Here is a 22,969-nt window from a genome sequence, read left to right on the forward strand (position 1 = left end):
TTTTTTAAATAACTCAGCGAATTAAACAGTGGCACAACGAGATTATGTGAGTCGCGGGCGTAGCAATCCCCGTCGGAAAAGTACTGGTAAGAAAAAAAATCAGGCTCAAGGATTACCCAAAACTACATTAGCCGTTGCAGTGGCCTTGGTGGTCATGTTTATTGGTGGGCTTTATTTCATCGTACACAATAAACAGGCAGAAAATAAGCAGGGAGAAAGTGCACAAAATGCCTCACAGTCCCATCATCAAACCAAAGGACAAGGCCTGCCACCAAAACCAGAAGAACGCTGGAGTTATATCAAGGAATTGGAAAACCGTCCGGTGAATGAATCTTCCATACAGGAAGGCGATGCAACAGTAAATAAACCGCTAAACCATCCTCCTCAACTAACACCTGAGCAGAAACAGCTGCTCGAACAAATACAAGCAGATATGCGCCAGCCGCCTATTTCATTGAAAGAGGTGCCTTATAACAGTGAACCGGTTCCACGTTCGCGAGTGATCAATCCTCCTGCACAACAGCAATATACTGAACAGATTTTGCCAGAACAAAAGTCAGCAGCCGTGCCGGAAAAAAAGCCTTCAACGTCTTCCCAAACCAGTACAAAGTCTGAGGTAAATGAGACGAAATTGATGCTACAATGCGGTTCTTTCCGCACAATGGAACAGGCGGAATCCGTCCGTGCCAACCTTGCATTCGCAGGCATTGAGAGTCAGATTACCACGAAAGACAATTGGAACCGTGTTGTACTTGGCCCTTATAAAAATAAAGCCAGCGCTGAGAAAATGCGCGAACGTGTCGCAGGTGCCGGTGTACCTGGCTGTATTCTCCGCCCTACCGGGGGTTGAAAAAGCAGAAAGCTCCCCCATCTTAGTCTCTAATAATATACACATGGTGCTTTTATCAGCAGTACGCAATCAATTGTGAGATAACAAATTAATGCTCCGTGTGTACCATCTTCTATTTTGTAACCAGGGGCTAACTCGTGACTACAATCGTAAGTGTTCGCCGTAATGGCAAAGTTGTCATCGGTGGTGATGGACAAGCAACAATGGGTCATACCGTTATGAAAGGCAATGTCCGCAAAGTACGCCGCCTTTACCATGACAAAGTCATCGCGGGTTTTGCCGGCGGTACTGCCGATGCTTTCACGCTGTTCGAGCTGTTTGAACGGAAACTCGAAATGCATCAAGGGCACCTGACCAAAGCAGCCGTTGAACTAGCCAAAGATTGGCGAACGGATCGCATGCTGCGCAAACTGGAAGCCCTGCTTGCTGTCGCAGATGAAAATGCTTCTCTGATCATTACAGGCAATGGTGATGTTATTCAGCCAGAAAATGACCTTATCGCCATTGGTTCCGGTGGATCATACGCACAGGCTGCTGCCCGCGCTATGCTGGAAACAACCGAACTCAGCGCCAGAGAAATCGCAGAACGCGCTTTAACTATCGCTGGCGATATCTGCATCTACACCAACCATAATCACAACTTCGAAGAACTGCCTTCGAAAGCGTAAGGATAGATAGTATGTCTGAAATGACTCCTCGCGAAATTGTCAGCGAACTAAATAATCATATTATCGGCCAGGACAAAGCAAAACGTGCCGTTGCTATTGCCCTGCGTAACCGCTGGCGTCGCATGCAGTTAGATGAATCACTGCGTTATGAAGTCACTCCAAAAAATATTTTGATGATAGGCCCAACCGGTGTCGGTAAAACCGAGATTGCCCGTCGTCTGGCAAAACTGGCCAATGCTCCCTTTATCAAGGTTGAGGCAACTAAGTTCACCGAAGTGGGTTATGTTGGTAAAGAAGTCGATTCCATCATTCGTGATCTCACTGACGTAGCAGTAAAAATAGTCCGTCTGCAATCCATTGAGAAGAACCGCTATCGTGCAGAAGAGTTAGCAGAAGAACGTATTCTGGATGTCCTGCTGCCACCAGCAAAAAATAACTGGGGACAGACTGAAACTCAAGCTGAACCGTCTTCAACTCGTCAGGCATTCCGCAAGAAATTGCGTGAAGGCCAGTTAGACGATAAAGAAATTGAAATTGAAGTTTCAGCCGCTCCAGTTGGTGTTGAAATCATGGCACCTCCGGGCATGGAAGAGATGACGAATCAGTTACAATCCATGTTCCAAAACCTAGCAGGCCAGCGTCAAAAAAGCCGTAAGATGAAAATCAAAGACGCATTCAAATTGCTGGTCGAAGAAGAAGCGGCAAAATTGGTCAATCCTGAAGAACTGAAACAGCAGGCAATTGATGCAGTTGAACAACACGGCATCGTTTTTATTGATGAGATCGATAAGATTTGTAAACGCGGTCAAACTTCCGGTCCAGATGTTTCCCGTGAAGGTGTTCAGCGCGATCTGCTGCCACTTGTCGAAGGCTGTACCGTTTCCACTAAACACGGCATGGTCAAAACTGATCACATCCTGTTTATCGCCTCCGGTGCATTCCAGGTTGCCAGCCCTTCTGATCTGATCCCAGAACTTCAAGGCCGCTTGCCAATCCGTGTTGAATTGCAAGCCCTGACCACCGAAGACTTTGAACGTATCCTGACCGAACCAAATGCCTCACTGACTGAACAGTACAAAGCTCTGATGGCAACGGAAGGCATGAACATTGAATTCACGACTGACGGCATCCGTAAAATCGCGGAAGCAGCATGGCAAGTCAATGAAACCACTGAAAATATCGGTGCCCGTCGTTTGCACACTGTGCTTGAACGTATGATGGAAGACATCTCTTTTAACGCCAGCGAACGTCAAGGACAAACTGTCGAAATCAATGCCGATTACGTCAAAGAGCACTTGGACGAACTGGTTGCAGATGAAGATTTGAGTCGGTTTATTTTATAATCAGTCATATTATTGGTTTGATTAGCGCCAATAATTCGCCGGACTGATCAAAATGGGGGGCTTTTAGCCTCCCATTTTGCTATTTTCGATGGTATAAAATTTATTACATCAATCATAATGACAAACAGTGACAATATGAGCTCAACAACGTCTATCAGTCAGATGCAGGCATGGCTGGAAAGTTTACGCCCCAAAACGCTCCCACTGGCTGTTGCTGCCGTCATAATGGGTTCAGCCCTTGCGTCATGGACAGGTCATTTCAAATGGCCTGTCGCGTTACTGGCTTTATTAACTGCGGCCCTGCTGCAAATTCTTTCTAACCTCGCCAACGATTATGGTGATGTCACCAAAGGCAGTGACACAGAAAAGCGCATTGGCCCAAATCGTGGTATGCAAAAAGGCCTGATTACTGCAAAGCAGATGAAAAATGCATTGAAGCTCACTGTGCTACTCTCCTGTTTATCAGGAAGTTCCCTGATTGCTGTAGCTTGCAATAATCCAAACGACATTATCGGATTCTTGATCTTGGGGTTACTGGCGATTGTCGCAGCTATCACTTATACAGTGGGTACTCGTCCTTATGGCTATCTGGGGTTGGGGGACATTTCTGTCCTGATTTTTTTTGGCTGGTTGAGCGTTCTTGGTACCTACTATCTGCAAGCCGGTACTTTTTCCATAAGCACCGTTTTGCCCGCAACTGCCAGTGGCTTACTTTCTGTGGCAGTCTTGAACATTAATAACCTACGCGATATCGAAAGTGACCGCCAAAACGGCAAAAATACGCTGGCTGTCCGGTTAGGAGGAAAAAAGGCTCGCTATTACCATGCAGCCGTTCTGCTAACTGCCATGCTCTGCCTTGTCACCTTCACGCTCCTATACCTGAATAATTTGTTTAGTTGGTTGTTCCTGCTCGCTTTTCCTCTGCTGTTAAAACATATGGTGCAAGTGCTGCGTGATCCAACCGCTGAAGGTATGCGTCCCAAATTGGTACAAATGGTCAAAGCAGCATTATTGACCAATATTCTGTTTTCCATTGGATTGGTACTTAATTAAGCAAATAGGCATCAATTTTACATATAGGTTTCAAGATTGATGGTTTTGCCAACACTGGCTTTAACAGGATATACTGTCCGTTCCTTGCATAAACCAGACGTAAATCCCATGAAATATGATACTTCCGAACTTTGTGATATCTATCAAGAAGATATAAATGTGGTAGAACCAATCTTCACCAACTTTGGTGGACGTACTTCATTTGGTGGTCAGATCATCACAGTGAAATGTTTTGAGGACAATGGCCTCCTTTATGATTTACTTGAAGAAAACGGACATGGTCGCATTTTGCTCGTTGATGGTGGTGGATCAGTACGCAAGGCACTCGTTGATGCAGAACTGGCTCAACTCGCCGTCAATAATGAGTGGGAAGGCATTGTTGTCTATGGTGCAGTGCGTCAAGTCGATTATCTCGCAGAGCTTGATATTGGAATTCAGGCAATGGCTGCTATCCCTGCTGGTTCCAATAGCGAAGGGGTGGGAGAAAGCGATATCAGGGTGAATTTTGGTGGCGTCACATTCTTCTCTGGTGACTATCTCTACGCAGATAATACCGGCATTGTCTTATCAGATTTCCCTCTGGAGATTGAGGAAGAGCTAAGTTAAAGTCATATAAAAAAGGGCGCAATTATCGCCCTTTTTCAGCTAAGCCATTGGATACCTTATTGTACATCTTCCATCTTACCCAACAGAGTGCGTAAGCGTTCTTGCCATGCCGATTGTTCTTGTTTGAGCTGCTCATTTTCACGTACCAGAGAATCACGGCTATCTGCCATATTCTGGACATCCTGAGATAAGACGGCATTCTTTTCTTTTAATTCTTCAATTTCCATTTGCAGCAAAGTGATGGTATCAATCGCCTGCTGAACTTTAGATTCTAGCTTCTCAAAAACTTCAAATGACATTCTGGGGCCCCTCTTATAAGCAATGTTATTGATTGTATTTAGCCTATTGACGTCTGTCTAGTTTCATCCTTGCAATGTGCGGCATAACGCGAAATATAGTGACCAAACCCAAATGTCTATAAGATCACATTTCCAAGCTCAATAAAACTGCAAATAAATGCGAATTCGCTCATTTTGTTGACGCAACACGCAGATTTTAATTTCGCTATTTCTCGTTTACGCGCATTAACGATAAATTCACAAGCACCTTTCTCTTAATACATAAGAAAGGACTAATAATTAATCGCTTCCTTGTACTTTTTCATAGGATATAGAAATGAGCCAGACCACAACTCCAACACTATCAGGTCAATGCATTTCCGAATTTCTAGGTACTGCATTGCTCGTTTTTTTTGGTTTAGGCTGCGTTGCTGCTGCCCGAATCGCCGGAGCACAACTGGGTTTATGGGAAATCAGCATTATCTGGGGTTTTGGCGTCGCCCTGGCAGTTTATCTCACTGCCGGAATTTCAGGTGCGCATCTTAACCCCGCAGTGACCATTGCGTTATGCCTGTTTGCCAACTTTGACAGAAAAAAAGTGCTGCCTTACATCATTGCCCAAATGTTCGGTGGCTTTGTCGCAGCACTCGTCATTTACATGATGTATTACAACCTGTTCCTCGATTATGAGCAAGTTCACAACATCGTTCGCGGCTCACAGGAAAGTCTCTTTACTGCGGGAATTTTCTCCACTTACCCTGCTGCCCAGATCTCCGTATTTCATGCGTTTATCGTTGAAGTTATTATTGCAGCCGTTCTGTTATGTCTAATCCTGTCCCTGACTGATGATGGCAATGGCATCCCACGAGGGCCTTTAGCACCACTGTTAATCGGAATTCTTATTGCAGTTATCGGTGGCTCGTTTGGCCCACTGACCGGATTTGCCCTGAACCCCGCTCGTGACTTCGGCCCCAAATTGGTTGCTTACTTGACCGGCTGGGGAGACATTGCCTTAACCGGAGGCCGAGACATTCCTTATTGCCTTGTTCCGTTGGTAGCTCCTATTGTTGGCGCAATTTTAGGTGCTTTTGGCTACCGCAAGCTGATTACTCGCCATTTACCGCGCGAGATTTAAAATACATAAAACCAGGTTATAGTTATGACAATAGAAAATACTACAGAAAAAAAATATATTGTTGCTCTGGATCAGGGCACGACCAGTTCACGCGCCGTTGTACTTGATCACGATGCCAATATTGTCTGCATTTCACAGCGTGAATTCCCGCAAATCTATCCCAAACCAGGCTGGGTAGAACACGATCCAATGGAAATCTGGGCAAGCCAAAGCTCTACCTTAGTTGAAGTGCTGGCAAAAGCTGATATTCGCTCTGATCAAATTGCCAGCATTGGTATTACAAACCAACGAGAAACAACCATTGTCTGGGAAAAAGAAACCGGTAAACCGATTTATAACGCAATTGTATGGCAATGCCGCCGGACAGCAGATATTTGCACCAAACTGAAACAGAAAGAGGGCCTGGAAGAATACATCCGCCACAATACAGGTTTGGTTCTTGATCCTTACTTCTCTGGTACGAAAATAAAATGGATTTTGGATAACGTCGAAGGTGCCCGTCTACGCGCTGAAAATGGTGAACTTTTATTCGGTACAGTCGATACATGGCTGGTCTGGAAAATGACTCAGGGACGCGTACATGTGACCGATTACACCAATGCCTCCCGTACCATGCTGTTTAATATCCATAATCTGGAATGGGATCAAAAAATCCTTGATGAATTGGGCATACCTCGCGTTATGTTACCTAAAGTGGCCGCGTCCTCAGAAATCTATGGCCAAACCAATATCGGCGGTAAAGGTGGCACTCGCATTCCTATTGCAGGTATCGCAGGCGACCAACAAGCGGCTTTATACGGACAACTGTGTGTACACCCCGGAATGGCAAAAAATACTTACGGCACCGGCTGCTTCTTGCTAATGAACACAGGCAAAGATGCTGTTCGTTCCAATCATGGCTTGTTGACAACTGTTTGTTGTGGCCCACGCGGTGAAGTTAATTATGCACTGGAAGGCGCGGTCTTTGTTGGAGGAGCATCCATTCAATGGTTGCGTGATGAATTGAAACTCATCGCGGATGCCACAGATTCAGAATACTTCGCGACCAAAGTCAAAGACAGCAATGGTGTTTATGTTGTTCCTGCCTTTACTGGCCTTGGCGCACCATATTGGGACCCTTACGCCCGTGGTGCTATTTTCGGTCTGACCCGTGGCGCCAATAGCAACCACATTATTCGTGCTACTCTGGAATCCATCGCTTACCAAACCCGCGATGTATTGGACGCTATGCAAGCTGATGCGGGTACGCGCTTGCAAGCCCTGCGTGTAGATGGCGGCGCTGTTGCCAACAATTTCCTGATGCAGTTCCAGTCCGATATTCTTGGCACTCGTGTAGAGCGCCCTGAAGTACGTGAAAGTACAGCTTTAGGTGCTGCTTTCCTGGCAGGTCTGGCCGTCGGCTTCTGGCGAGATCTGGATGAAGTGAAAAGTAAGGCTGTAGTCGAAAAAGAATTCCGTCCAAGTATCGAAACGACTGAACGCAACCATAAATACAATGGCTGGAAAAAAGCCGTTGCCCGTGCCCAAGAGTGGGAAGATCGCGCCTAACCGCGAAATGTTGAGCAAGTGAGATAAAGGCTTTGGCATCTGAGATTGTTTATACACTCTGCCAGAGCCTTTTTTAAACACTATCGTTTCTACAAAGCCGTATGTTCCTGACGCTGGAACTGTTGGGAAATGGGCAACCAACAAAATAGAATCAGCAATGACGTGGAAAACATCAACATTCCAACACTAAATTGGCTATTTTGCGGTAACATTGCCGACAGCCATGTTGCTATACCTGAACCTACATTCTGCAATCCCCCGACCAAGGCACCTGCTGCTCCTGCCAGATAAGGGAAGGGTTCCATCGCTCCCGTCGTCGCCAATGGGAACAACATACCAGCGCCAAAAAAGAATAATACGGCCGGTATCAACAAAGTCCAGATATTCATGATGTCAAACCAACCGGGCAACCACATCAAGATACCCGCCAGCAAGCAACAGGTCACAGAGCGCCACATGAGCCGATAAAATGTTTTCCCTTCACGCCCCGCATACCATGCCCCAAAAAACGCCGCTGGGATTGGCAGAATAAACAAGATACTGACGGTTAGGCTATCCAATCCCAAAACCGCTCCCATCAACACACCGCTACTGGCCTCAAAAACGGCAATTCCAGCCAAACCACCCACCAACATGGTCAGGTAAGAGACAAAAGCACCATGCGAGAGTAATTGGTGGAAAGAAACCAGCATCGTACTATGTGCAGTCTCTGTGGGACGAGTCTCCGGTAAATACCGGGCCAATAAGAAAGCAACGACAGCCCCTAGCATCAATAAAAACAAGTAGCAGGAGCGCCAACCAAAACAGTGGGCAACCACCCCACCAATCATGGGAGCAGCCAGAGGGCTAACCAATATAGCCATATTCAGCAAACTATTGGCATAACGCAACGTTGTGCCCGTATATAAATCCCGTGGCATGGTACGCACCATCACACCTGCAACCCCAGTACCCAATCCCTGTAATGCACTCGCAATCACCAGGATCAGCAAGTTTGGAGCAAACAGAGCACATATCGTCGCCACCAGATAAATCGACATTCCCACCAAAATCACAGGGCGACGTCCCACCTTGTCAGATAGCGGCCCATAAAAAAGTTGTGAAAACCCGTAAGAAAACAGATATGCCGCCATTACCCGCTGAACTTCCCCCGCAGGCTGATTAAGATCACTTGCCATATCAGCAATAACTGGCACATAGATTGTTTGCGTCATTTGCCCTACAGCGGCCAAGGCAATTAACATCAATAATAAATTAAAGTGTTCTATTTTTTTCATCGCACTTTATTCAATCACCAATTGAAAACAATAACCCATAGAGCAATCACCCATTGCAAACAGCCGTAGGGAAGCCTTCAAGCACTTAATAAAGAGCCTGATGAACTGACTTCAATAGATATGATCCACTTAGTAAATCTATATTTTTTCTTTGCAGTATACAATTTTACATGAAGAAAAAATTACAGATATATTACCCATATATGTCAATAAAAATGTACATATCAGACCATGATATTGGCAAAAATCCAGTTAATCGAACTGTAACACGTAATCGATAATGCTATCTCCAGTAATCACGTAGAATCGTTACAAAAAATCATCAATTTGTGTAGAGAGGTTAATCGTAATGGCAAATTGGGTTACAGGAAAAGTTACCGACATAACCAACTGGACTGATTCGCTTTTCAGCATCAAAGTTCATGCACCAATAGAAAAATTCACCGCCGGACAATTTGCAAAACTTGCACTGGAAATTGGGGAGGAACGCATCCAACGGGCTTATTCTTACGTCAACGCTCCCGATGACAATAATCTGGAATTTTATTTGGTGACCGTTCCTGAAGGGAAACTCAGCCCTCAATTGGCTGCACTAAAAATCGGTGATGAATTGCTGGTAACAGAGCAAGCGGCTGGTTTTTTCGTTCTTGATGAAATCCCTGACTGCCAAACACTCTGGATGCTTTCCACTGGCACCGCCATTGGTCCTTATCTTTCTATCCTCCAGCAAGGAACCGATCTGGAACGATTCGAAAATATCGTTTTGGTTCATGCCGCCAGATGGGGAACGGATTTAAGTTATTTATCTATGATGCAGGAATTAGAGAAAAAATTTCAGGGTAAACTGAGGATACAGACCATCGTCAGCCGAGAAAAATGGCCAAATTCACTCATGGGCAGAATTCCAGCATTAATTGAAAATGGTGAGCTGGAATTGGCTGTCGGCTTACCCATTCAGGCAGAAAACAGCCATGTCATGCTGTGCGGGAATCCCCAAATGGTCAGGGATACCCAGCAACTATTAAAAGAGCAACGCAATATGGCAAAACATCTGCGTCGTAAACCAGGTCATATCACCAGCGAACAATACTGGTAATCAGTTTTCCTTGGCAGAAATATAATCGACTGTTTCTGCCATCTCACCAAAACGATTGGCGCCTTCCGTACCACGGAATACACCACAATCTAATATCATCATGACAAAAATCAGTGTCGGGACAAAACGACCAATTCCCCACTGCCATATTGGCGCCATTGCGCTCCAATCAAGAGACAACAATATCCAGGCCAGTGCACATAGTAACATCCAGCCACCACGTTTATTCCGGTCATGCAAACGCTTCGAAAAAATTGCGGCTGTTGGATACAATAGCAAAGCAACCCCAACCGCCGCATAATTTATGGGGAGGAGATTCATTCCATGCAGTGTCAGGAGTATAAAGATCAAGGCGAAACAGATAGCTATGCCGAACCAAAACTCCCGCCTTCCAATTCGGCCTTTGAATGAAAATCCCCATTGTTGTAATGTCATGTACTCTTTTCCAATTGTGGATGCTGTTTTTCCAAGATTTAACTCAGTGAGTAATAAGATGAAAACAGGCATAAATAAACTTCTGATGACAATTTTAATCGCTTTTGGCATCGGTTTACCATTATCTGCCTCTGCCGATAAGCCTTCAGTCACATCAGAAATAAACTCACCGTTAATGTATCTGCTACCGGATTCCCCTACTTTCGAAGACACCATCCCTGTCTTTCGGGAGAAATACAACAAAAAACACCCGGACACTCCCCTGTACGAATACAGGGTGATTGCAAGCACAGATATTTCTCAACCTTTCATCCGTGCCGCCAGTAAAATCAATGACAAAATTTACTCTTCGGCGGTACTGGAACGAGGCAGCGAAAAAATTAAAAGCCTGCAAGTTACACTGTTGCCATCACAAAATGAACGAGAAGATGAACAAAACCGCATACTGGCAAAGCAATATATCACTGCCCTGATCAGCCAATTCGAACCTACTTTTTCCCCTGAACAAGCCAAAATTCAATTGGAAAGGCTTTTGCAGGCAGCAGAAAACCGCCCTGCTTTCAGCCAAAAAATGGGAGCAATGCGCTATGTCATCGTAAACAGCAGCGAAAATATAATGACCTTCGCAATTGAACCGATTAAGCTATCGTTATCTGACACAGCAGCAAATGAAAATTAGTGACACAACGCAGAGCTATTCGCGTTGATGATCTTTATACTGTCGGGATTCCGCTTACAGGGAATGACATCACTATAATGTCGTTCAAAGAAAGAATATTCATTCAGTTCGCAATTTGATTATTTTCTGGTTGGAGGGAAAAATATGCGACATCCATTAGTTATGGGTAACTGGAAATTAAATGGCAGTACCCACATGGTTAACGACCTGATTGCAGGCCTGCGTAAAGAACTGAGCAACATTGATGGCTGTAACGTCGCTATCGCACCACCAACAGTTTATGTTTCTCTGGCAAAAAATGCCCTGGCCGGTAGCCGTATCGCCCTGGGAGCGCAAGATGTTGGCGTCAATCTTTCCGGTGCCTTTACTGGCGAAACCTCCGCAGAAATGCTAAAAGACGTCGGTGCAAAATATATCATTATCGGTCACTCTGAACGCCGCACTTACCACAAAGAGAGCGACGAATTCATCGCGAAGAAATTCGCAATCCTGAAAGAGCAAGGCTTGATCCCTGTTCTGTGCATTGGCGAAACTGAGCAAGAAAATGAAGCCGGTCAAACTGAAGCCGTTTGCGCACGACAGATCGATGCCGTTCTGAACACACTGGGCGCCGAAGCATTCAAAGATACGGTTATTGCTTATGAGCCAGTTTGGGCAATCGGCACCGGCAAATCTGCCACACCTGCTCAAGCTCAGGCCGTTCATAAATTTATCCGTGACCATATCGCGAAGCAGAATGCAGCTATCGCTGAACAGGTCATTATTCAATATGGCGGCTCAGTTAACGCCAGCAATGCAGCAGAGCTGTTCACCCAGCCGGATATCGACGGTGCTCTGGTCGGTGGTGCATCACTGAAAGCTGATGCCTTTGCTGTTATCGTAAAAGCCGCAGCAGAAGCGAAAAAAGCGTAAGCTTTTAATCAAGACAGAACCGCCACGCAGTATCACTTGTGGCGGTTTTCTATCCCAAATTAGTTCAATGATTAACGCCGGATAATGTCATCAAATGTTCCGCCTGTGGCAAAATGTTCTTTCTGGGCGTTATCCCAGCCACCAAAGACCTCATCAATCGTAAAAAGCTTCAAATCAGGAAAAACCACGCGGTATTTTTCTGCGATTGCTTTATCACGAGGACGATAATAGTTCTTGGCGGCAATCTCCTGCCCAACCGGAGAATAAAGATATCTCAGATATTCTGTTGCCAGCTCGCGCGTTCCTCGTTTATCAACCACTTTGTCGACAACAGAAACCGTCGGCTCTGCCAGAATAGAAATGCTTGGTGTCACAATTTCAAACTTACCCTTGTCCAAAGCATTAATTGCCAGTAAGGCTTCGTTTTCCCAGGCAATCAATACATCACCAATTCCGCGTTCCACAAACGTATTCGTTGCACCACGTGCGCCGGAATCCAGTACTTCAACATTTTTATAAAGTGCTTTCACGAATTCTTTGGCTTTAGACTGATCTTGATTGTTATGCGCCAGGCCATATCCCCAGGCAGCCAGATAATTCCAACGTGCTCCACCGGAGGTTTTCGGATTCGGCGTAACCACTGCAACATCTGGACGAATTAAATCCGACCAATCCTTTATCTGTTTAGGGTTTCCTTTTCTCACCAAAAAGACAATGGTTGATGTATAAGGCGCTGAATTACCCGGCAGGCGCTGAATCCAATTCTTATCAATGCGTCCATGCTCTGCAATGGCATTCACATCATAAGCCAAGGCCAGCGTCACAATATCCGCCTGAAGACCATTAATAACGGAAGTTGCCTGTTTACCTGAACCGCCATGTGATTGACGGATTTTTACATCATCCCCCGTTTTGTTATGCCAGTATTCGCGGAATGCCTTATCATACTGCTGGTAAAATTCACGCGTCGGATCATAGGAGACGTTCAATAATTGCCGCTCTTTTGCCCATGCACTGTGAGTCATCAGTGTCATCATCAACGCCACCAAGAATAACCCCGATACAACATACTCTTTTGTCATTGCCCATCTTGAGCCTCTATTTATACCCCTTGCATACATAACCACGATGACATTTCCCCTAAGCTATTATGATTTCTCCATAAAAACTGACAGAAAGCGTTATGACGCAGAAATAATTTTAAATTTCTGCTTATGCACAAGAAGAATATGAGGAATGAGACAGCCAGAGCATGTGGCTGTCTCCAAAAGAGGATCCTACAGGTAAGAAAGGATTAGTAGAGTTTCTTCGCGGTTTCCAGCCACTCTTTCTTAAAGACACGCTGCATATTTTGCACCGCATCAATGATATCGTGATGAACAAGTTTCTCGTTCTGGATACCAACGCAACGACCGCCGTGTCCTTCCAGCAGCAGTTGAACAGAATACGCCCCCATACGGGAAGCAAGAATGCGGTCATAAGCAACAGGTGCACCACCACGCTGGATATGTCCTAATACCGTCGCGCGGGTTTCATGGTGGGTTTCTGTCTCAATATATTTTGCCAGCTCAGCAACATCACAGACATGCTCAGTAATAGCAACAATCGCGTGACGCTTGCCTTTTTCAATCCCCACCTGAATTTCAGCCAGCAATTCCTCACGGTCGAATGGAACTTCACTTTCAGGCAGAACAATAAATTCACATCCACCCGCGATTGCCGCTGATAAGGTTAAATCACCACAATAACGTCCCATCACTTCAACAATCGAAATCCGCTTGTGGGAAGTTGATGTATCGCGCAAACGGTCAATCGCTTCAACCACCGTTTCCAGCGCCGTGAAATAACCAATGGTGTAATCTGTGCCCGCAACGTCGTTATCAATCGTTCCAGGCAAACCGATACAAGGGAAACCCGCTTCGGTCAGCTTTTTCGCACCCAAATAAGATCCATCCCCTCCAATTACCACCAACGCATCAATCCCATTTTTGCGCATGTTTTCAATAGCAATTTCCCGAACCTTATCATCCCTGAACTCGGGGAAGCGGGCTGACCCCAAGAACGTACCACCACGGTTAATCATGTCAGAAACACTAAAGCGATCAAGCTTCTTCATGCGGTTTTCATACAACCCCAGATAGCCATCATAAATGCCATAGACTTCCAACCCTTCGGTTAAAGCGGCACGAACAACACCACGAATAGCGGCGTTCATGCCAGGCGCATCACCGCCACTCGTTAAGACTCCGATTCTTTTAATCTTGTTGATCATGATGACCTCTGACTTGTAGATACAATATTTGAGAAACCTGATTGTTACTGCATTAGCTGAATTGATTCAACCCTAACTATAATACGGAAAAACACCCAGTCTGCATCAAGATTATGTCTGTTTTTTGATGTTCTTTTGATTATGAATAAATTCCCCTTCAATCCCAGCGGTTTTTGTGCTCTTCAGACACTACAGAGCAAGGATCTTGGTGAATAATAATATCGGCACCTGGAAATCGACTCCGCAATTTATTTTCAATCCCTTCGGCCAAAGCATGCGCTTGTACTAATGGCAAATTATCATCTATCTCCAGATGGAACTGGATAAAACGAGTCGGACCTGATTGACGAGTTCGCAGGTCATGCCCGCCTGCTATGCCTGGGTAATTTTGGATGATCTCAATAATCTCCTGCCGCTCTTCATCCGGCAAGGCACGATCAAGCAAAGATTGTACGGCATCATAGCCCATTCGTAACGCACTATAGAGAATATACCCCCCAATACCCAAGGCAAAGAGCGCATCCGCGCGTTTAAAATCATACAGACTCAAAAGCAATGCCACCAAAATCGCCCCATTCATCAATAGGTCGGACTTATAATGCAGCATATCCGCACGGATCGCCTGACTTTGAGTTTTACTGATCACCCATTTCTGGAACGTGACTAAACATAACGTAGAAACCAAAGCAATGACGATCACCCATACGCCTAGCGTCGCATGTTCCAGTGGTTGGGGGGAATACAGATGCTGGAAGCCGGTCAAAAACAGGAAAATTGCCGAACCGGAAATAAACATACTTTGCGCCAAAGCCGCCAGCGATTCAGCCTTACCGTGTCCAAAAGTGTGTTCATCATCAGCAGGTTGAAGTGAATAGCGCACAACAAAAAAATTCGTCAAGGAAGCCGCCAAATCGACCAATGAATCCACCAACGCCGCCAATAAACTCACCGATCCCGTCAACCACCAGGCAAAAATTTTCACGATCAACAGCACACTCGCCAATACCGTTGCCACCAACGCAGCGGAACTGACCCATCGCCCATAATTTATACTCATTGACTCCCTCCTTTCGGTTATTCAGTCACTCTCAGGTATAAAAATAGCGCGTTAGATGGAAAAATATAGGGGCAGCAAAGCAAAGTGAGTCGACTCTATCCAACATCCCCCCATGACCTTCAATTATTCCACCAAAGTCCTTCACTCCACTGTCTCGTTTAACCGCCGACATGCATAATCCACCAATAAACCCCATTAAGGTGATTGCTAACGACATCAGTCCCGCCTCCCACGGGGAGAAAGGCGTTACCCAAAATAACGACATTCCTAACAGTACAGAAACCAAAATCCCGCCAACAAATCCCTCGACCGTCTTATTGGGACTGAGCTTCGGCACAATTGGGCGTTTGCCCAATAATTTCCCGAATACGTACTGCAAAACATCGGACATTTGTACCACGATCATCAGGAACAACAATAATTTGATATTTTGATTCTCATATCCTGGGATATCCAGCATCAACAACGCTGGCGCATGGCTGATGGCAAATACCGTCACCAACATCCCCCACTGGATTTTGGCGGTTCGTTCCAGGAAATGATAGCATCAGATCATGATCGATATTTGTCATAGCACTAACTCCTCCAATATCCATGTTGGATATTTTGATCCCTTTTATGTGAAGTAACAGTGATAAGATCTTTTAATCAACAAAATAAATAGAACGTAAGATAATCAAGATTGGTCAATATAACAACAGGTTAGAAAGAAAAGGGGATCAGTTGATAAGCAATACTTTGATTGATTAAGAAATTGTTCTTAAAACTTCATAGGATAAAATTCAAAAACTGTCAGAACTTACACTACGTTATAACATCGTATTTTTATTCGTGCCTGTCTGGTAAAAATGGTACAAAATACCAGCCAGAAATCCATTTTCCATTCTGGTAAGGCCATGTTTAAAGAAACCGTTAAAACCCACTTATCTTGGGGTACTTTTTTCGTCGGTGGTTACATCGCGCTTGTCTATGTAACCGGCATCACGCGTTATAAAAACTTATTTTTTGCATTGATAGCGTTAACCGCACTCTACTTTCTTATTAAAAACCCCAAAGGATGCCTATCTGCGTTGAAGAACAACATCGTACTGGCTTTGGGAATATTAACTTTAGCCTATCTCTATTCGATTGTTATTTCACCTGATCCCAAACTCAGTTTCAGTGAAATAAAAACACCTTTTTTCAGGGATGTCGTTCTCTCTAGTATCATCATCACATTAGCATTAGGTCATACGGACACAGTTAAAATCCAGAAAATGATTATTGGTTCATTTCTGCTTGGATTGTTATTCATTACACTGAAAGAAATGTACCTGTTTTATCTGGATTATCAGAACAATATCATGCCATTCACTGACTATAACCACCGCAGTGTGTCAGATGGCATTGTTTTCTTCTTTCCAGCACTAGTGGCCCTTTGGCATTTTCAAAAACCCCAAAATTATGTTCGTTTGACACTGACAATTTTATTTATCTTATCCGTACTCTTTGTATTGCTGGGAACACTTTCCAGAGGAGCTTGGCTTGCCATTTTTGTGATGTTTTTCACGATGATAATCGTGAACAAAAACTGGAAAACTTTCATTGCCAGTGTTGTTTTCATCTGCGCCGCCATATTTGTTATCAAATCTGATTACCTTGGTAAGCAATCAGCTCTAACCTATAAATTGGAGCAAACAGATAGCAGTCACCGATATACCAATGGAACACAAGGTTCAGCATTTACATTAATTCTAGAACATCCTTTCAAAGGCTATGGTGCTGGCAATAAAATATATGACCAAATTTATAATGAGAACGCTAAAAATTACCCTGATTGGACATATCAAACTTCCCTAGGTCCTCATAATATTTTTCTAACCGTATGGTTTTCTTCTGGAATATTGGGAATAGGAACCTTTTTATTTTTAATCTTCTCTTATCTGAAACAATCAGCTCAGGAATGGAACACAAGCATTGGCTACAATAAGCAAGCTGGATTAATCTTACTTATCTCTTTCTTTGGATATTTTATTGTCAGAGGGAACTTTGAAAGTGTTCATTTGAACATTTTGGGTATCTACCTTGGCTTACTGACGGCATTATGTCAGCAAAGATGGAATGAAAGCAGACTGAAAGTCGGAAAAGACAATTAACTACTCTGAGGGCTATTCAATCTTTTTGGATAGCCCAAGATGAGTTTAATAATAGTTAAAACCACTCAGCTAATGCTTTAGACAAAGAAACACTGACATTACTCCAATCGTATTGGCTTATTGCCGTTTCTTTAGCATGTTCAGCCACAACGTTTAAATTATCGCGCAACAAAGTATCCGAAATATCTTTGGCAATGCTTTCTGGGGACAAGGGTTCTTGCAGTAAAAATCCCGTACTTTCAGGGATCACGAACTCTTTTATTCCTCCTCTGGGGCTGACCAAAACGGGTATACCACATGCCATTGATTCCAAGGCAACCATACAAAAGGCTTCTTCTCCTAATGAGGGAACAACCGTTAAATCAGCAAGTGGATATACTTGGTGCATATCTGCCGGAGGTATACTCCCTGCAAGAATGCAGCTATCAGCCATTTTTGCGGCTTTATCCAACACTTTTTTCCGATAAACTTCTCGTTCGCCTTTTTTAATCGTTGCATGATCGCCAATCAAAAGCAGCTTGATATTTTGATCTTTTTTGTACAGCAAATTGACTGCATCCATGAGTTCAATAACACCTTTACCTTTATCTAATCGGCCAGCATACAAGATGACAGTTTCGTCATTTTTTAGGCCAAAACGTTCTCTTTTCCAGCTAGTTCTCTGTTGATATAGTTCCTTATCAATGCCATTCGGCACCACTTTGATATTCTCAATTTTTGCTTCAGCATGAAAAAAATCAGCTAAAAAATGGCTAGGAGTAATGAGTTTTGTTTCAGGCCTTAAGTCAACTACTTTATGTTTATTATGTAAATGAAGGACCATCAGTTTCTCTGGGTAAAACTGCTTCACAGAGTTATAAAGCGAAATAGAATTCTGAATGATCAGAATCGGCTTCTCACCATCCTGACTTTGATGACGCATAACAATATCTATCACCCTTTTGGCATAAGGGTAAGGATCTAAGCGAGACCATTTCCTAAAAAAACGTTTATATATTGCACTAATATGTATTCTATGAATGGTGGCATATTCACTGACTTTTTCTACAGTTTTCTCTGTTCTTTCCCCTTTACAAATAACCAAATTATTAGCCTGACTGATTTTGGCTACGTTATAGATCCACCACTCTACTGCGGCTGCATAGTTTGGAGGAATAGAATGAAATTCAGGAGCAACAAAAACAAATTTTTTCATGAGAAAACAAATCAGTAGAAATCATTCATCGGATTAGATAAAAAAAGGCCAGTTTATGCAAGTAAACTAATCGACAAAAAAAAGCCCTTAGCATAACGCGCGGGGCTTCTATAATTCACGCCACGTTCCCTTTTTGACCTACTGAATCATAGATGAAATGCCACGCGCTTACCGGTTGGAAGTGTCACATCAATACTTAACTCTCCCCCTAAAGCCGCTACATAGCGTTTGAGCGTTGAAAGGCGCGGATCATGGTCGATGTTTTCCATTCGAGCGATAGAAGGCTGCTGAACACCCATAGCGGCTGCAAGCTCCGCCTGTGACATATCTAACTCATCACGTAACTGGCTAAGAGCCAATTTAATGCTGACCTGCTCAACTCGCTTTTCAACGCGCGCCTGCATTTCCGGGCTTTCTTGCGCTAACAATTTTCTATAATTAGACATAATTATTTCTCCAGATTGTCCAAGTGACGGCGATATTCGAAATCAGCTTTTCGTATCATATCCTTGTAGAACCGCTTTTCATTTGTCCCGGTTTTATTGCCGGCACACAAAACGATTGCACATCGCTTAGGGTCAAAAGCAAAAAAAAGCTCTAATCGGATCACCAGAGTGTTGAATACGCAATTCCTTCATGTTTGGAAAATCTGAGCCAGATAACGTATCAACATAAGGCCTACCAAGATTCGGGCCAAATTTTTCCAGTACTCCCATTGCTTCATAAATTGACTCCCTGAGTTCATCACTCTGAGCCAAAAACCATTCGTCAAAGTACTCTGTCGTTATAACTTCCCACATACCGACTCCATAACTTATTCGTTATAATTGAAAGTATAACATATTTGTTATATTGCCAATATTAATATTGAAGACGGACAGCATTCTTTTCGTTTTATTGTGGACTATCAAAGCACATTACCGTCTGCTGCCCCTTTTCAGTGTGTGGTGGGGCAAACTCAACTAACGTTGGCTTAGGGCTTAGCTAACGCCAACGTCCGACTGTGCCTTATACCAGCCACTCTCTTCGTCGATTTTGGCGCGCAGACCAATCGTACGGGCGGTGGCATAAACAATGTCGATACACTTAGTGACCGTAACCAAAGTGTCCACACTTGGAAAATTTCAGATCATCTACAGTTGCTTAATGAAAAATTATCGCTTTGATTTTAAAAGAAATTAAGATTAAGAGACAGATAAAAAAAAGCCCCTCAAGGGGGCTGAAAGACAGGGATGGTGTCTATGGCAAGGAAAATCGTTGTCGATGCTACTGTGTTGCAAAAAATCAGTTCACTTTTCGAGCTTCATGTTCATTTGTTCTAGACGATTCTTTAATAGCGCTTTCTGCTCTGGTGTTAACAGTTGATAAACCTGATTACTAATGCGCGCAATTTCTACCCCCAGAGCGACATTCTTTTCTGCTATTTTTTCAAGCTGCGAACGAACCTCAACTTCATCAAAACCCTCTGCTGCCAAAAGCGCATTCAACTTTCGATGTTCATCCCGCATATCAATCAGCGGCTGCTCATGCTGATGCTGATGCTGCTTTTTGACTAAATTCCACATCTGTTCACGTTGCTGTTCAGTTAACGCTATTCCACCGAAGATATAACTATAGTTATATTGACTGTCTCGGTGATGATTAAAATTCCTCTTATACCCATATGGCATACAATATGGGTATGCAGCGGAAGAATTAATCCCAGGAATATGATCCGTATCAGCAGTTTTAGCTAAAGCCCCTGTTGTTCTGAGAACAACCATTGACGCTAAAGCCAATATTGCTATGTTACGCATTAAATTTCCTCGCTTTCTCGAACAGCAGCATTCGATTCAGTGTGGATAACTATAACCCTGCGGCTGCAAACTAGCGTCAGAGCATGTAAAAGAACGTAAAGTCATGGAATAGCGAAGTTTGTTATCGTATTTTGCTCTTGGAGGAAGAATTAATGCATAAAATCTTATTAGTTGATGATGACCGCGAGCTGACATCGCTATTAAAAGAATTGCTCGAGATGGAAGGATTCAATGTTGTCATCGCCTACGATGGTGAACAGGCTTTACAATATATCGATTCTTCAATTGACCTATTATTGCTGGACATCATGATGCCGCGTAAGAACGGCATTGAAACACTAAAAGAGCTACGGCAATACCATCAAACCCCTGTTATCATGTTAACGGCTCGTGGTAGCGATTTAGACCGTGTTTTGGGATTAGAGCTGGGAGCAGATGATTATCTTCCCAAACCGTTTAACGATCGCGAACTGGTCGCCCGCATACGTGCTATTTTGCGCCGTTCCAACTGGAGTGAACAACAAGCTGACATTGGGACACCTATACTGGAGATCGATAAACTGCAACTCAACCCAGGGCGCCAAGAAGCCAGTTTTGACGGTACGATTTTGGATCTCACTGGCACAGAGTTCACACTGCTTTATTTATTAGCGCAACATTTGGGGCAAGTCGTTTCCCGTGAACATTTAAGCCAAGAAGTATTGGGAAAACGATTAACGCCTTTTGATCGGGCTATTGATATGCATATTTCGAATCTACGCCGTAAATTACCCAACAGAACGGATGAACTACCATGGTTTAAGACATTACGCGGCCGTGGATACTTAATGGTCTCCGCAAAATGATCAACAGCTTGACAGCCCGTATATTTGCAATTTTTTGGTTCACGCTTGCACTTGTCCTGATGATAGCCTTAATGGCTCCCAAACTGGACTCACGGCAGTTAACACCTCTTTTAGATAGCGAATATCAATTGGGGGGAAAACTGGCAAAACAAGTAGAAGAAGAATTAATGCACGACTCTGGGAATGACCTATTCTGGTGGTTGCGTCTGGATCGTGCTATTGCTTTGTGGACTCCCCCTGGCCAACGCCTGATCCTCGTCTCCAGTGAAGGGCTGATTAGTGACATTAATACCCCGCCCCATCAACAACAAGTCATCCGCAACTTTATCGGCCAATCCGATAACGCCGATCACCCCAAAAAGAAAAAATATGGCCGTTCTGAAATACTCGGCCCCTTTTCTGTCCGCGATGGAGAAGATCATTACCATCTCTACATCATTAGACCAGCGGGCAGCCCACAATCAGATTTTATTAATTTGATGTTTGACCGGCCATTTTTACTGCCTGCGGCCACCATGTTAATCAGTGCCCCATTACTCTTGTGGCTGTCATGGAGCCTGGCAAAACCCGCTCGTAAACTCAAAAACGCAGCCGATGACGTCGCCAAAGGGAACTTACGACAACACCCTGAACTGGAATCCGGCCCACAAGAGTTTTTAGCGACCGGCAGTAGTTTCAACCAGATGATTAGTGCACTGGAAAGGATGGTCACCGCTCAACAACGGCTGATTTCCGATATCTCCCATGAACTGCGCACACCACTTACCCGTTTACAACTGGCGACCGCCTTACTACGCCGCCGTCACGGTGAAAGTAAAGAACTGGCGCGCATCGAAACAGAAACCCAACGTCTGGATGGCATGATTAATGACCTGCTAGTACTTTCCCGCAATCAACATAAGAACGAGTTACTGCGCGAGAATATCAAAGCCCACGATATATGGTCTGACATCCTGGAGAATGCAAAATTTGAAGCTGAGCAGATGAGCAAAACGCTGGATATCGTCTCACCTCCCGCAAACTGGGTGATTTACTGTAACCCGGCCGCACTTGGTAGTGCACTGGAAAATATCGTCCGCAATGCACTGCGTTACTCCAGCAACCATATCGCCGTTGCATTTAAGGCAGATAACCAAGGTGTGACGATTAGCGTTGACGATGACGGCCCAGGAGTCAGCCCAGAAGACCGAGAACATATCTTCCGACCGTTTTATCGGACGGATGAAGCAAGGGATAGAGAATCCGGCGGAACTGGATTGGGATTGGCAATAGTTGAAACGGCAGTGAGTCAGCATCGAGGTTGGGTAAAAGCTGAAGATAGCCCGCTAGGGGGATTACGGCTGGTAATTTGGCTGCCATTGCATGGAAGATAGGTGGCTTTCGTGTTGAAATTTAGCTAGTTACAAAATGTAACAATTAAAGAAAAAAAAGCTATTATACTTGACCTCAAAGCATCGAGGGACTAATCTCGTCGCTGCTTAACACAAATCGTTGGTATGTTAATTTTTGTTAAGTGGAAAATTCCTTTTATATTAATTGGATAAGTCAAATTGTTACTATGACAGGCACTCTGGGAGCCGTAACCTAGTGCGGTAGCTTTATGTTTCTAATTAGTGCAGAAATATAAGAATAAATCAACATTTTCTGGTTAATAACAATATACTTTAATCAATTAATTAAATGTTAAAAATGAGAAAATTGTGAATTCGGCTAAGAGCGTGTAATGAGATAGTCTTCTCACTCTGTAGCAGTAAATTGACAAAGTGTTTTTCTCTCAGAAAAGTGCATC

Annotated in this window: 22 protein-coding genes and 3 pseudogenes; 13 read left to right on the plus strand and 12 right to left on the minus strand. The window is 44.0% G+C overall.

Annotation, left to right across the window (positions count from 1 at the left end):
• The first annotated feature begins 28 nt into the window (after positions 1-28).
• From ftsN to rraA, 5 genes are all read left to right on the plus strand, one after another.
• Positions 29-850 carry a cell division protein FtsN gene (ftsN, locus tag Xets_RS05630; protein ID WP_099131888.1) on the plus strand — a complete coding sequence of 274 codons (822 nt, stop codon included), beginning with the start codon at positions 29-31 and terminating at the stop codon, positions 848-850.
• 137 nt (positions 851-987) lie between these two features.
• The gene (gene hslV / locus Xets_RS05635) at positions 988-1,518 is read left to right on the plus strand and encodes an ATP-dependent protease subunit HslV (protein ID WP_074019088.1); all 531 of its coding nucleotides are present in this window, start codon (positions 988-990) and stop codon (positions 1,516-1,518) included.
• 11 nt (positions 1,519-1,529) lie between these two features.
• Positions 1,530-2,861 carry an HslU--HslV peptidase ATPase subunit gene (gene hslU / locus Xets_RS05640; RefSeq protein ID WP_099131889.1) on the plus strand — a complete coding sequence of 444 codons (1,332 nt, stop codon included), beginning with the start codon at positions 1,530-1,532 and terminating at the stop codon, positions 2,859-2,861.
• Positions 2,862-2,996: 135 nt separating this feature from the next.
• Positions 2,997-3,914 (plus strand): 1,4-dihydroxy-2-naphthoate polyprenyltransferase, encoded by a 918-nt coding sequence (locus Xets_RS05645; RefSeq protein ID WP_187651302.1) that lies wholly within the window; start codon positions 2,997-2,999, stop codon positions 3,912-3,914.
• Between the two features lie 108 nt (positions 3,915-4,022).
• A complete protein-coding gene (gene rraA / locus Xets_RS05650) occupies positions 4,023-4,520 on the plus strand; it encodes a ribonuclease E activity regulator RraA (RefSeq protein ID WP_099131919.1) in 498 nt (165 codons plus the stop codon).
• 56 nt (positions 4,521-4,576) lie between these two features.
• Here the strand turns inward: rraA and zapB are convergent, their stop codons facing one another.
• Positions 4,577-4,819 (minus strand): cell division protein ZapB, encoded by a 243-nt coding sequence (zapB, locus tag Xets_RS05655; protein ID WP_099131891.1) that lies wholly within the window; start codon positions 4,817-4,819, stop codon positions 4,577-4,579.
• Positions 4,820-5,135: 316 nt separating this feature from the next.
• On the opposite strand from zapB, the gene Xets_RS05660 reads away from it, so the two are divergent.
• Together Xets_RS05660 and glpK are read left to right on the plus strand one after the other, a co-directional pair.
• Positions 5,136-5,933: an MIP/aquaporin family protein gene (locus tag Xets_RS05660; protein WP_099131892.1), complete on the plus strand. Its 798-nt coding sequence runs from the start codon at positions 5,136-5,138 to the stop codon at positions 5,931-5,933.
• 24 nt (positions 5,934-5,957) lie between these two features.
• Positions 5,958-7,481 (plus strand): glycerol kinase GlpK, encoded by a 1,524-nt coding sequence (gene glpK / locus Xets_RS05665; RefSeq protein ID WP_099131893.1) that lies wholly within the window; start codon positions 5,958-5,960, stop codon positions 7,479-7,481.
• 89 nt (positions 7,482-7,570) lie between these two features.
• On the opposite strand, the gene emrD is transcribed toward glpK, so the two are convergent.
• Entirely contained in the window at positions 7,571-8,758 is a 1,188-nt protein-coding gene (emrD, locus tag Xets_RS05670) for a multidrug efflux MFS transporter EmrD (protein ID WP_187651303.1), read from the minus strand.
• 349 nt (positions 8,759-9,107) lie between these two features.
• On the opposite strand from emrD, the gene fpr reads away from it, so the two are divergent.
• Positions 9,108-9,854, plus strand: coding sequence for a ferredoxin--NADP(+) reductase (gene fpr, locus Xets_RS05675; protein ID WP_187651304.1), 747 nt, complete (start codon positions 9,108-9,110; stop codon positions 9,852-9,854).
• Here the strand turns inward: fpr and Xets_RS05680 are convergent, their stop codons facing one another.
• A complete protein-coding gene (locus Xets_RS05680; protein WP_099131920.1) occupies positions 9,855-10,289 on the minus strand; it encodes a DUF805 domain-containing protein in 435 nt (144 codons plus the stop codon).
• A gap of 85 nt (positions 10,290-10,374) precedes the next feature.
• On the opposite strand from Xets_RS05680, the gene Xets_RS05685 reads away from it, so the two are divergent.
• The gene (locus Xets_RS05685; protein ID WP_244589800.1) at positions 10,375-10,968 is read left to right on the plus strand and encodes a DUF1454 family protein; all 594 of its coding nucleotides are present in this window, start codon (positions 10,375-10,377) and stop codon (positions 10,966-10,968) included.
• A 144-nt stretch (positions 10,969-11,112) separates the two neighbouring features.
• Positions 11,113-11,880, plus strand: coding sequence for a triose-phosphate isomerase (tpiA, locus tag Xets_RS05690; protein WP_187651305.1), 768 nt, complete (start codon positions 11,113-11,115; stop codon positions 11,878-11,880).
• 71 nt (positions 11,881-11,951) lie between these two features.
• On the opposite strand, the gene Xets_RS05695 is transcribed toward tpiA, so the two are convergent.
• The 4 genes and pseudogenes from Xets_RS05695 to Xets_RS05710 form a co-directional block, all read right to left on the minus strand.
• Positions 11,952-12,962, minus strand: coding sequence for a sulfate ABC transporter substrate-binding protein (locus tag Xets_RS05695; RefSeq protein WP_370588207.1), 1,011 nt, complete (start codon positions 12,960-12,962; stop codon positions 11,952-11,954).
• A 212-nt stretch (positions 12,963-13,174) separates the two neighbouring features.
• Entirely contained in the window at positions 13,175-14,152 is a 978-nt protein-coding gene (gene pfkA, locus Xets_RS05700; RefSeq protein WP_099131899.1) for a 6-phosphofructokinase, read from the minus strand.
• A gap of 157 nt (positions 14,153-14,309) precedes the next feature.
• Positions 14,310-15,209, minus strand: a complete 900-nt coding sequence (gene fieF / locus Xets_RS05705) for a CDF family cation-efflux transporter FieF (protein WP_099131900.1) — start codon at positions 15,207-15,209, stop codon at positions 14,310-14,312.
• Positions 15,210-15,240: 31 nt separating this feature from the next.
• Positions 15,241-15,753, minus strand: a pseudogene (locus Xets_RS05710) (phosphatidate cytidylyltransferase); the annotation flags it as partial.
• A 352-nt stretch (positions 15,754-16,105) separates the two neighbouring features.
• Here Xets_RS05710 and rfaL point away from each other — a divergent pair.
• A complete protein-coding gene (rfaL, locus tag Xets_RS05715) occupies positions 16,106-17,344 on the plus strand; it encodes an O-antigen ligase RfaL (RefSeq protein WP_187651306.1) in 1,239 nt (412 codons plus the stop codon).
• A gap of 55 nt (positions 17,345-17,399) precedes the next feature.
• Here the strand turns inward: rfaL and Xets_RS05720 are convergent, their stop codons facing one another.
• From Xets_RS05720 to Xets_RS05735, 5 genes and pseudogenes are all read right to left on the minus strand, one after another.
• Positions 17,400-18,539, minus strand: a complete 1,140-nt coding sequence (locus Xets_RS05720; RefSeq protein ID WP_187651307.1) for a glycosyltransferase — start codon at positions 18,537-18,539, stop codon at positions 17,400-17,402.
• Between the two features lie 146 nt (positions 18,540-18,685).
• Positions 18,686-18,985, minus strand: coding sequence for a helix-turn-helix domain-containing protein (locus Xets_RS05725; protein WP_099131903.1), 300 nt, complete (start codon positions 18,983-18,985; stop codon positions 18,686-18,688).
• A 2-nt stretch (positions 18,986-18,987) separates the two neighbouring features.
• Positions 18,988-19,339 (minus strand): annotated as a pseudogene (locus tag Xets_RS05730) (type II toxin-antitoxin system RelE/ParE family toxin).
• A 183-nt stretch (positions 19,340-19,522) separates the two neighbouring features.
• A pseudogene (locus Xets_RS23655) lies at positions 19,523-19,636 on the minus strand (phage tail protein); the annotation flags it as partial.
• Between the two features lie 192 nt (positions 19,637-19,828).
• On the minus strand, positions 19,829-20,335 hold the full coding sequence (locus Xets_RS05735; RefSeq protein ID WP_187651308.1) for a Spy/CpxP family protein refolding chaperone: 507 nt from the start codon (positions 20,333-20,335) through the stop codon (positions 19,829-19,831).
• A gap of 152 nt (positions 20,336-20,487) precedes the next feature.
• On the opposite strand from Xets_RS05735, the gene cpxR reads away from it, so the two are divergent.
• Entirely contained in the window at positions 20,488-21,180 is a 693-nt protein-coding gene (gene cpxR, locus Xets_RS05740; RefSeq protein ID WP_099131905.1) for an envelope stress response regulator transcription factor CpxR, read from the plus strand.
• Positions 21,177-22,553, plus strand: a complete 1,377-nt coding sequence (cpxA, locus tag Xets_RS05745) for an envelope stress sensor histidine kinase CpxA (RefSeq protein ID WP_099131906.1) — start codon at positions 21,177-21,179, stop codon at positions 22,551-22,553. The genes cpxR and cpxA overlap by 4 nt, the downstream gene beginning before the upstream one ends.
• Positions 22,554-22,969: the final 416 nt, after the last annotated feature.

The organism is Xenorhabdus sp. TS4, from assembly GCF_014467265.1.
Lineage (GTDB): Bacteria > Pseudomonadota > Gammaproteobacteria > Enterobacterales > Enterobacteriaceae > Xenorhabdus > Xenorhabdus ehlersii.

Excerpts from the sequence above, each read along its gene's own strand:
- hslU (WP_099131889.1), top strand. The coding sequence starts at position 1,530 with ATGTCTGAAATGACTCCTCGCGAAATTGTCAGCGAACTAAATAATCAT.
- Xets_RS05645 (WP_187651302.1), top strand. The coding sequence starts at position 2,997 with ATGAGCTCAACAACGTCTATCAGTCAGATGCAGGCATGGCTGGAAAGT.
- rraA (WP_099131919.1), top strand. The coding sequence starts at position 4,023 with ATGAAATATGATACTTCCGAACTTTGTGATATCTATCAAGAAGATATA.
- zapB (WP_099131891.1), bottom strand. The coding sequence starts at position 4,819 with ATGTCATTTGAAGTTTTTGAGAAGCTAGAATCTAAAGTTCAGCAGGCG.
- Xets_RS05660 (WP_099131892.1), top strand. The coding sequence starts at position 5,136 with ATGAGCCAGACCACAACTCCAACACTATCAGGTCAATGCATTTCCGAA.
- glpK (WP_099131893.1), top strand. The coding sequence starts at position 5,958 with ATGACAATAGAAAATACTACAGAAAAAAAATATATTGTTGCTCTGGAT.
- emrD (WP_187651303.1), bottom strand. The coding sequence starts at position 8,758 with ATGAAAAAAATAGAACACTTTAATTTATTATTGATGTTAATTGCCTTG.
- fpr (WP_187651304.1), top strand. The coding sequence starts at position 9,108 with ATGGCAAATTGGGTTACAGGAAAAGTTACCGACATAACCAACTGGACT.
- Xets_RS05680 (WP_099131920.1), bottom strand. The coding sequence starts at position 10,289 with ATGACATTACAACAATGGGGATTTTCATTCAAAGGCCGAATTGGAAGG.
- Xets_RS05685 (WP_244589800.1), top strand. The coding sequence starts at position 10,375 with ATGACAATTTTAATCGCTTTTGGCATCGGTTTACCATTATCTGCCTCT.
- tpiA (WP_187651305.1), top strand. The coding sequence starts at position 11,113 with ATGCGACATCCATTAGTTATGGGTAACTGGAAATTAAATGGCAGTACC.
- Xets_RS05695 (WP_370588207.1), bottom strand. The coding sequence starts at position 12,962 with ATGACAAAAGAGTATGTTGTATCGGGGTTATTCTTGGTGGCGTTGATG.
- pfkA (WP_099131899.1), bottom strand. The coding sequence starts at position 14,152 with ATGATCAACAAGATTAAAAGAATCGGAGTCTTAACGAGTGGCGGTGAT.
- fieF (WP_099131900.1), bottom strand. The coding sequence starts at position 15,209 with ATGAGTATAAATTATGGGCGATGGGTCAGTTCCGCTGCGTTGGTGGCA.
- rfaL (WP_187651306.1), top strand. The coding sequence starts at position 16,106 with ATGTTTAAAGAAACCGTTAAAACCCACTTATCTTGGGGTACTTTTTTC.
- Xets_RS05720 (WP_187651307.1), bottom strand. The coding sequence starts at position 18,539 with ATGAAAAAATTTGTTTTTGTTGCTCCTGAATTTCATTCTATTCCTCCA.
- Xets_RS05725 (WP_099131903.1), bottom strand. The coding sequence starts at position 18,985 with ATGTCTAATTATAGAAAATTGTTAGCGCAAGAAAGCCCGGAAATGCAG.
- Xets_RS05735 (WP_187651308.1), bottom strand. The coding sequence starts at position 20,335 with ATGCGTAACATAGCAATATTGGCTTTAGCGTCAATGGTTGTTCTCAGA.
- cpxR (WP_099131905.1), top strand. The coding sequence starts at position 20,488 with ATGCATAAAATCTTATTAGTTGATGATGACCGCGAGCTGACATCGCTA.
- cpxA (WP_099131906.1), top strand. The coding sequence starts at position 21,177 with ATGATCAACAGCTTGACAGCCCGTATATTTGCAATTTTTTGGTTCACG.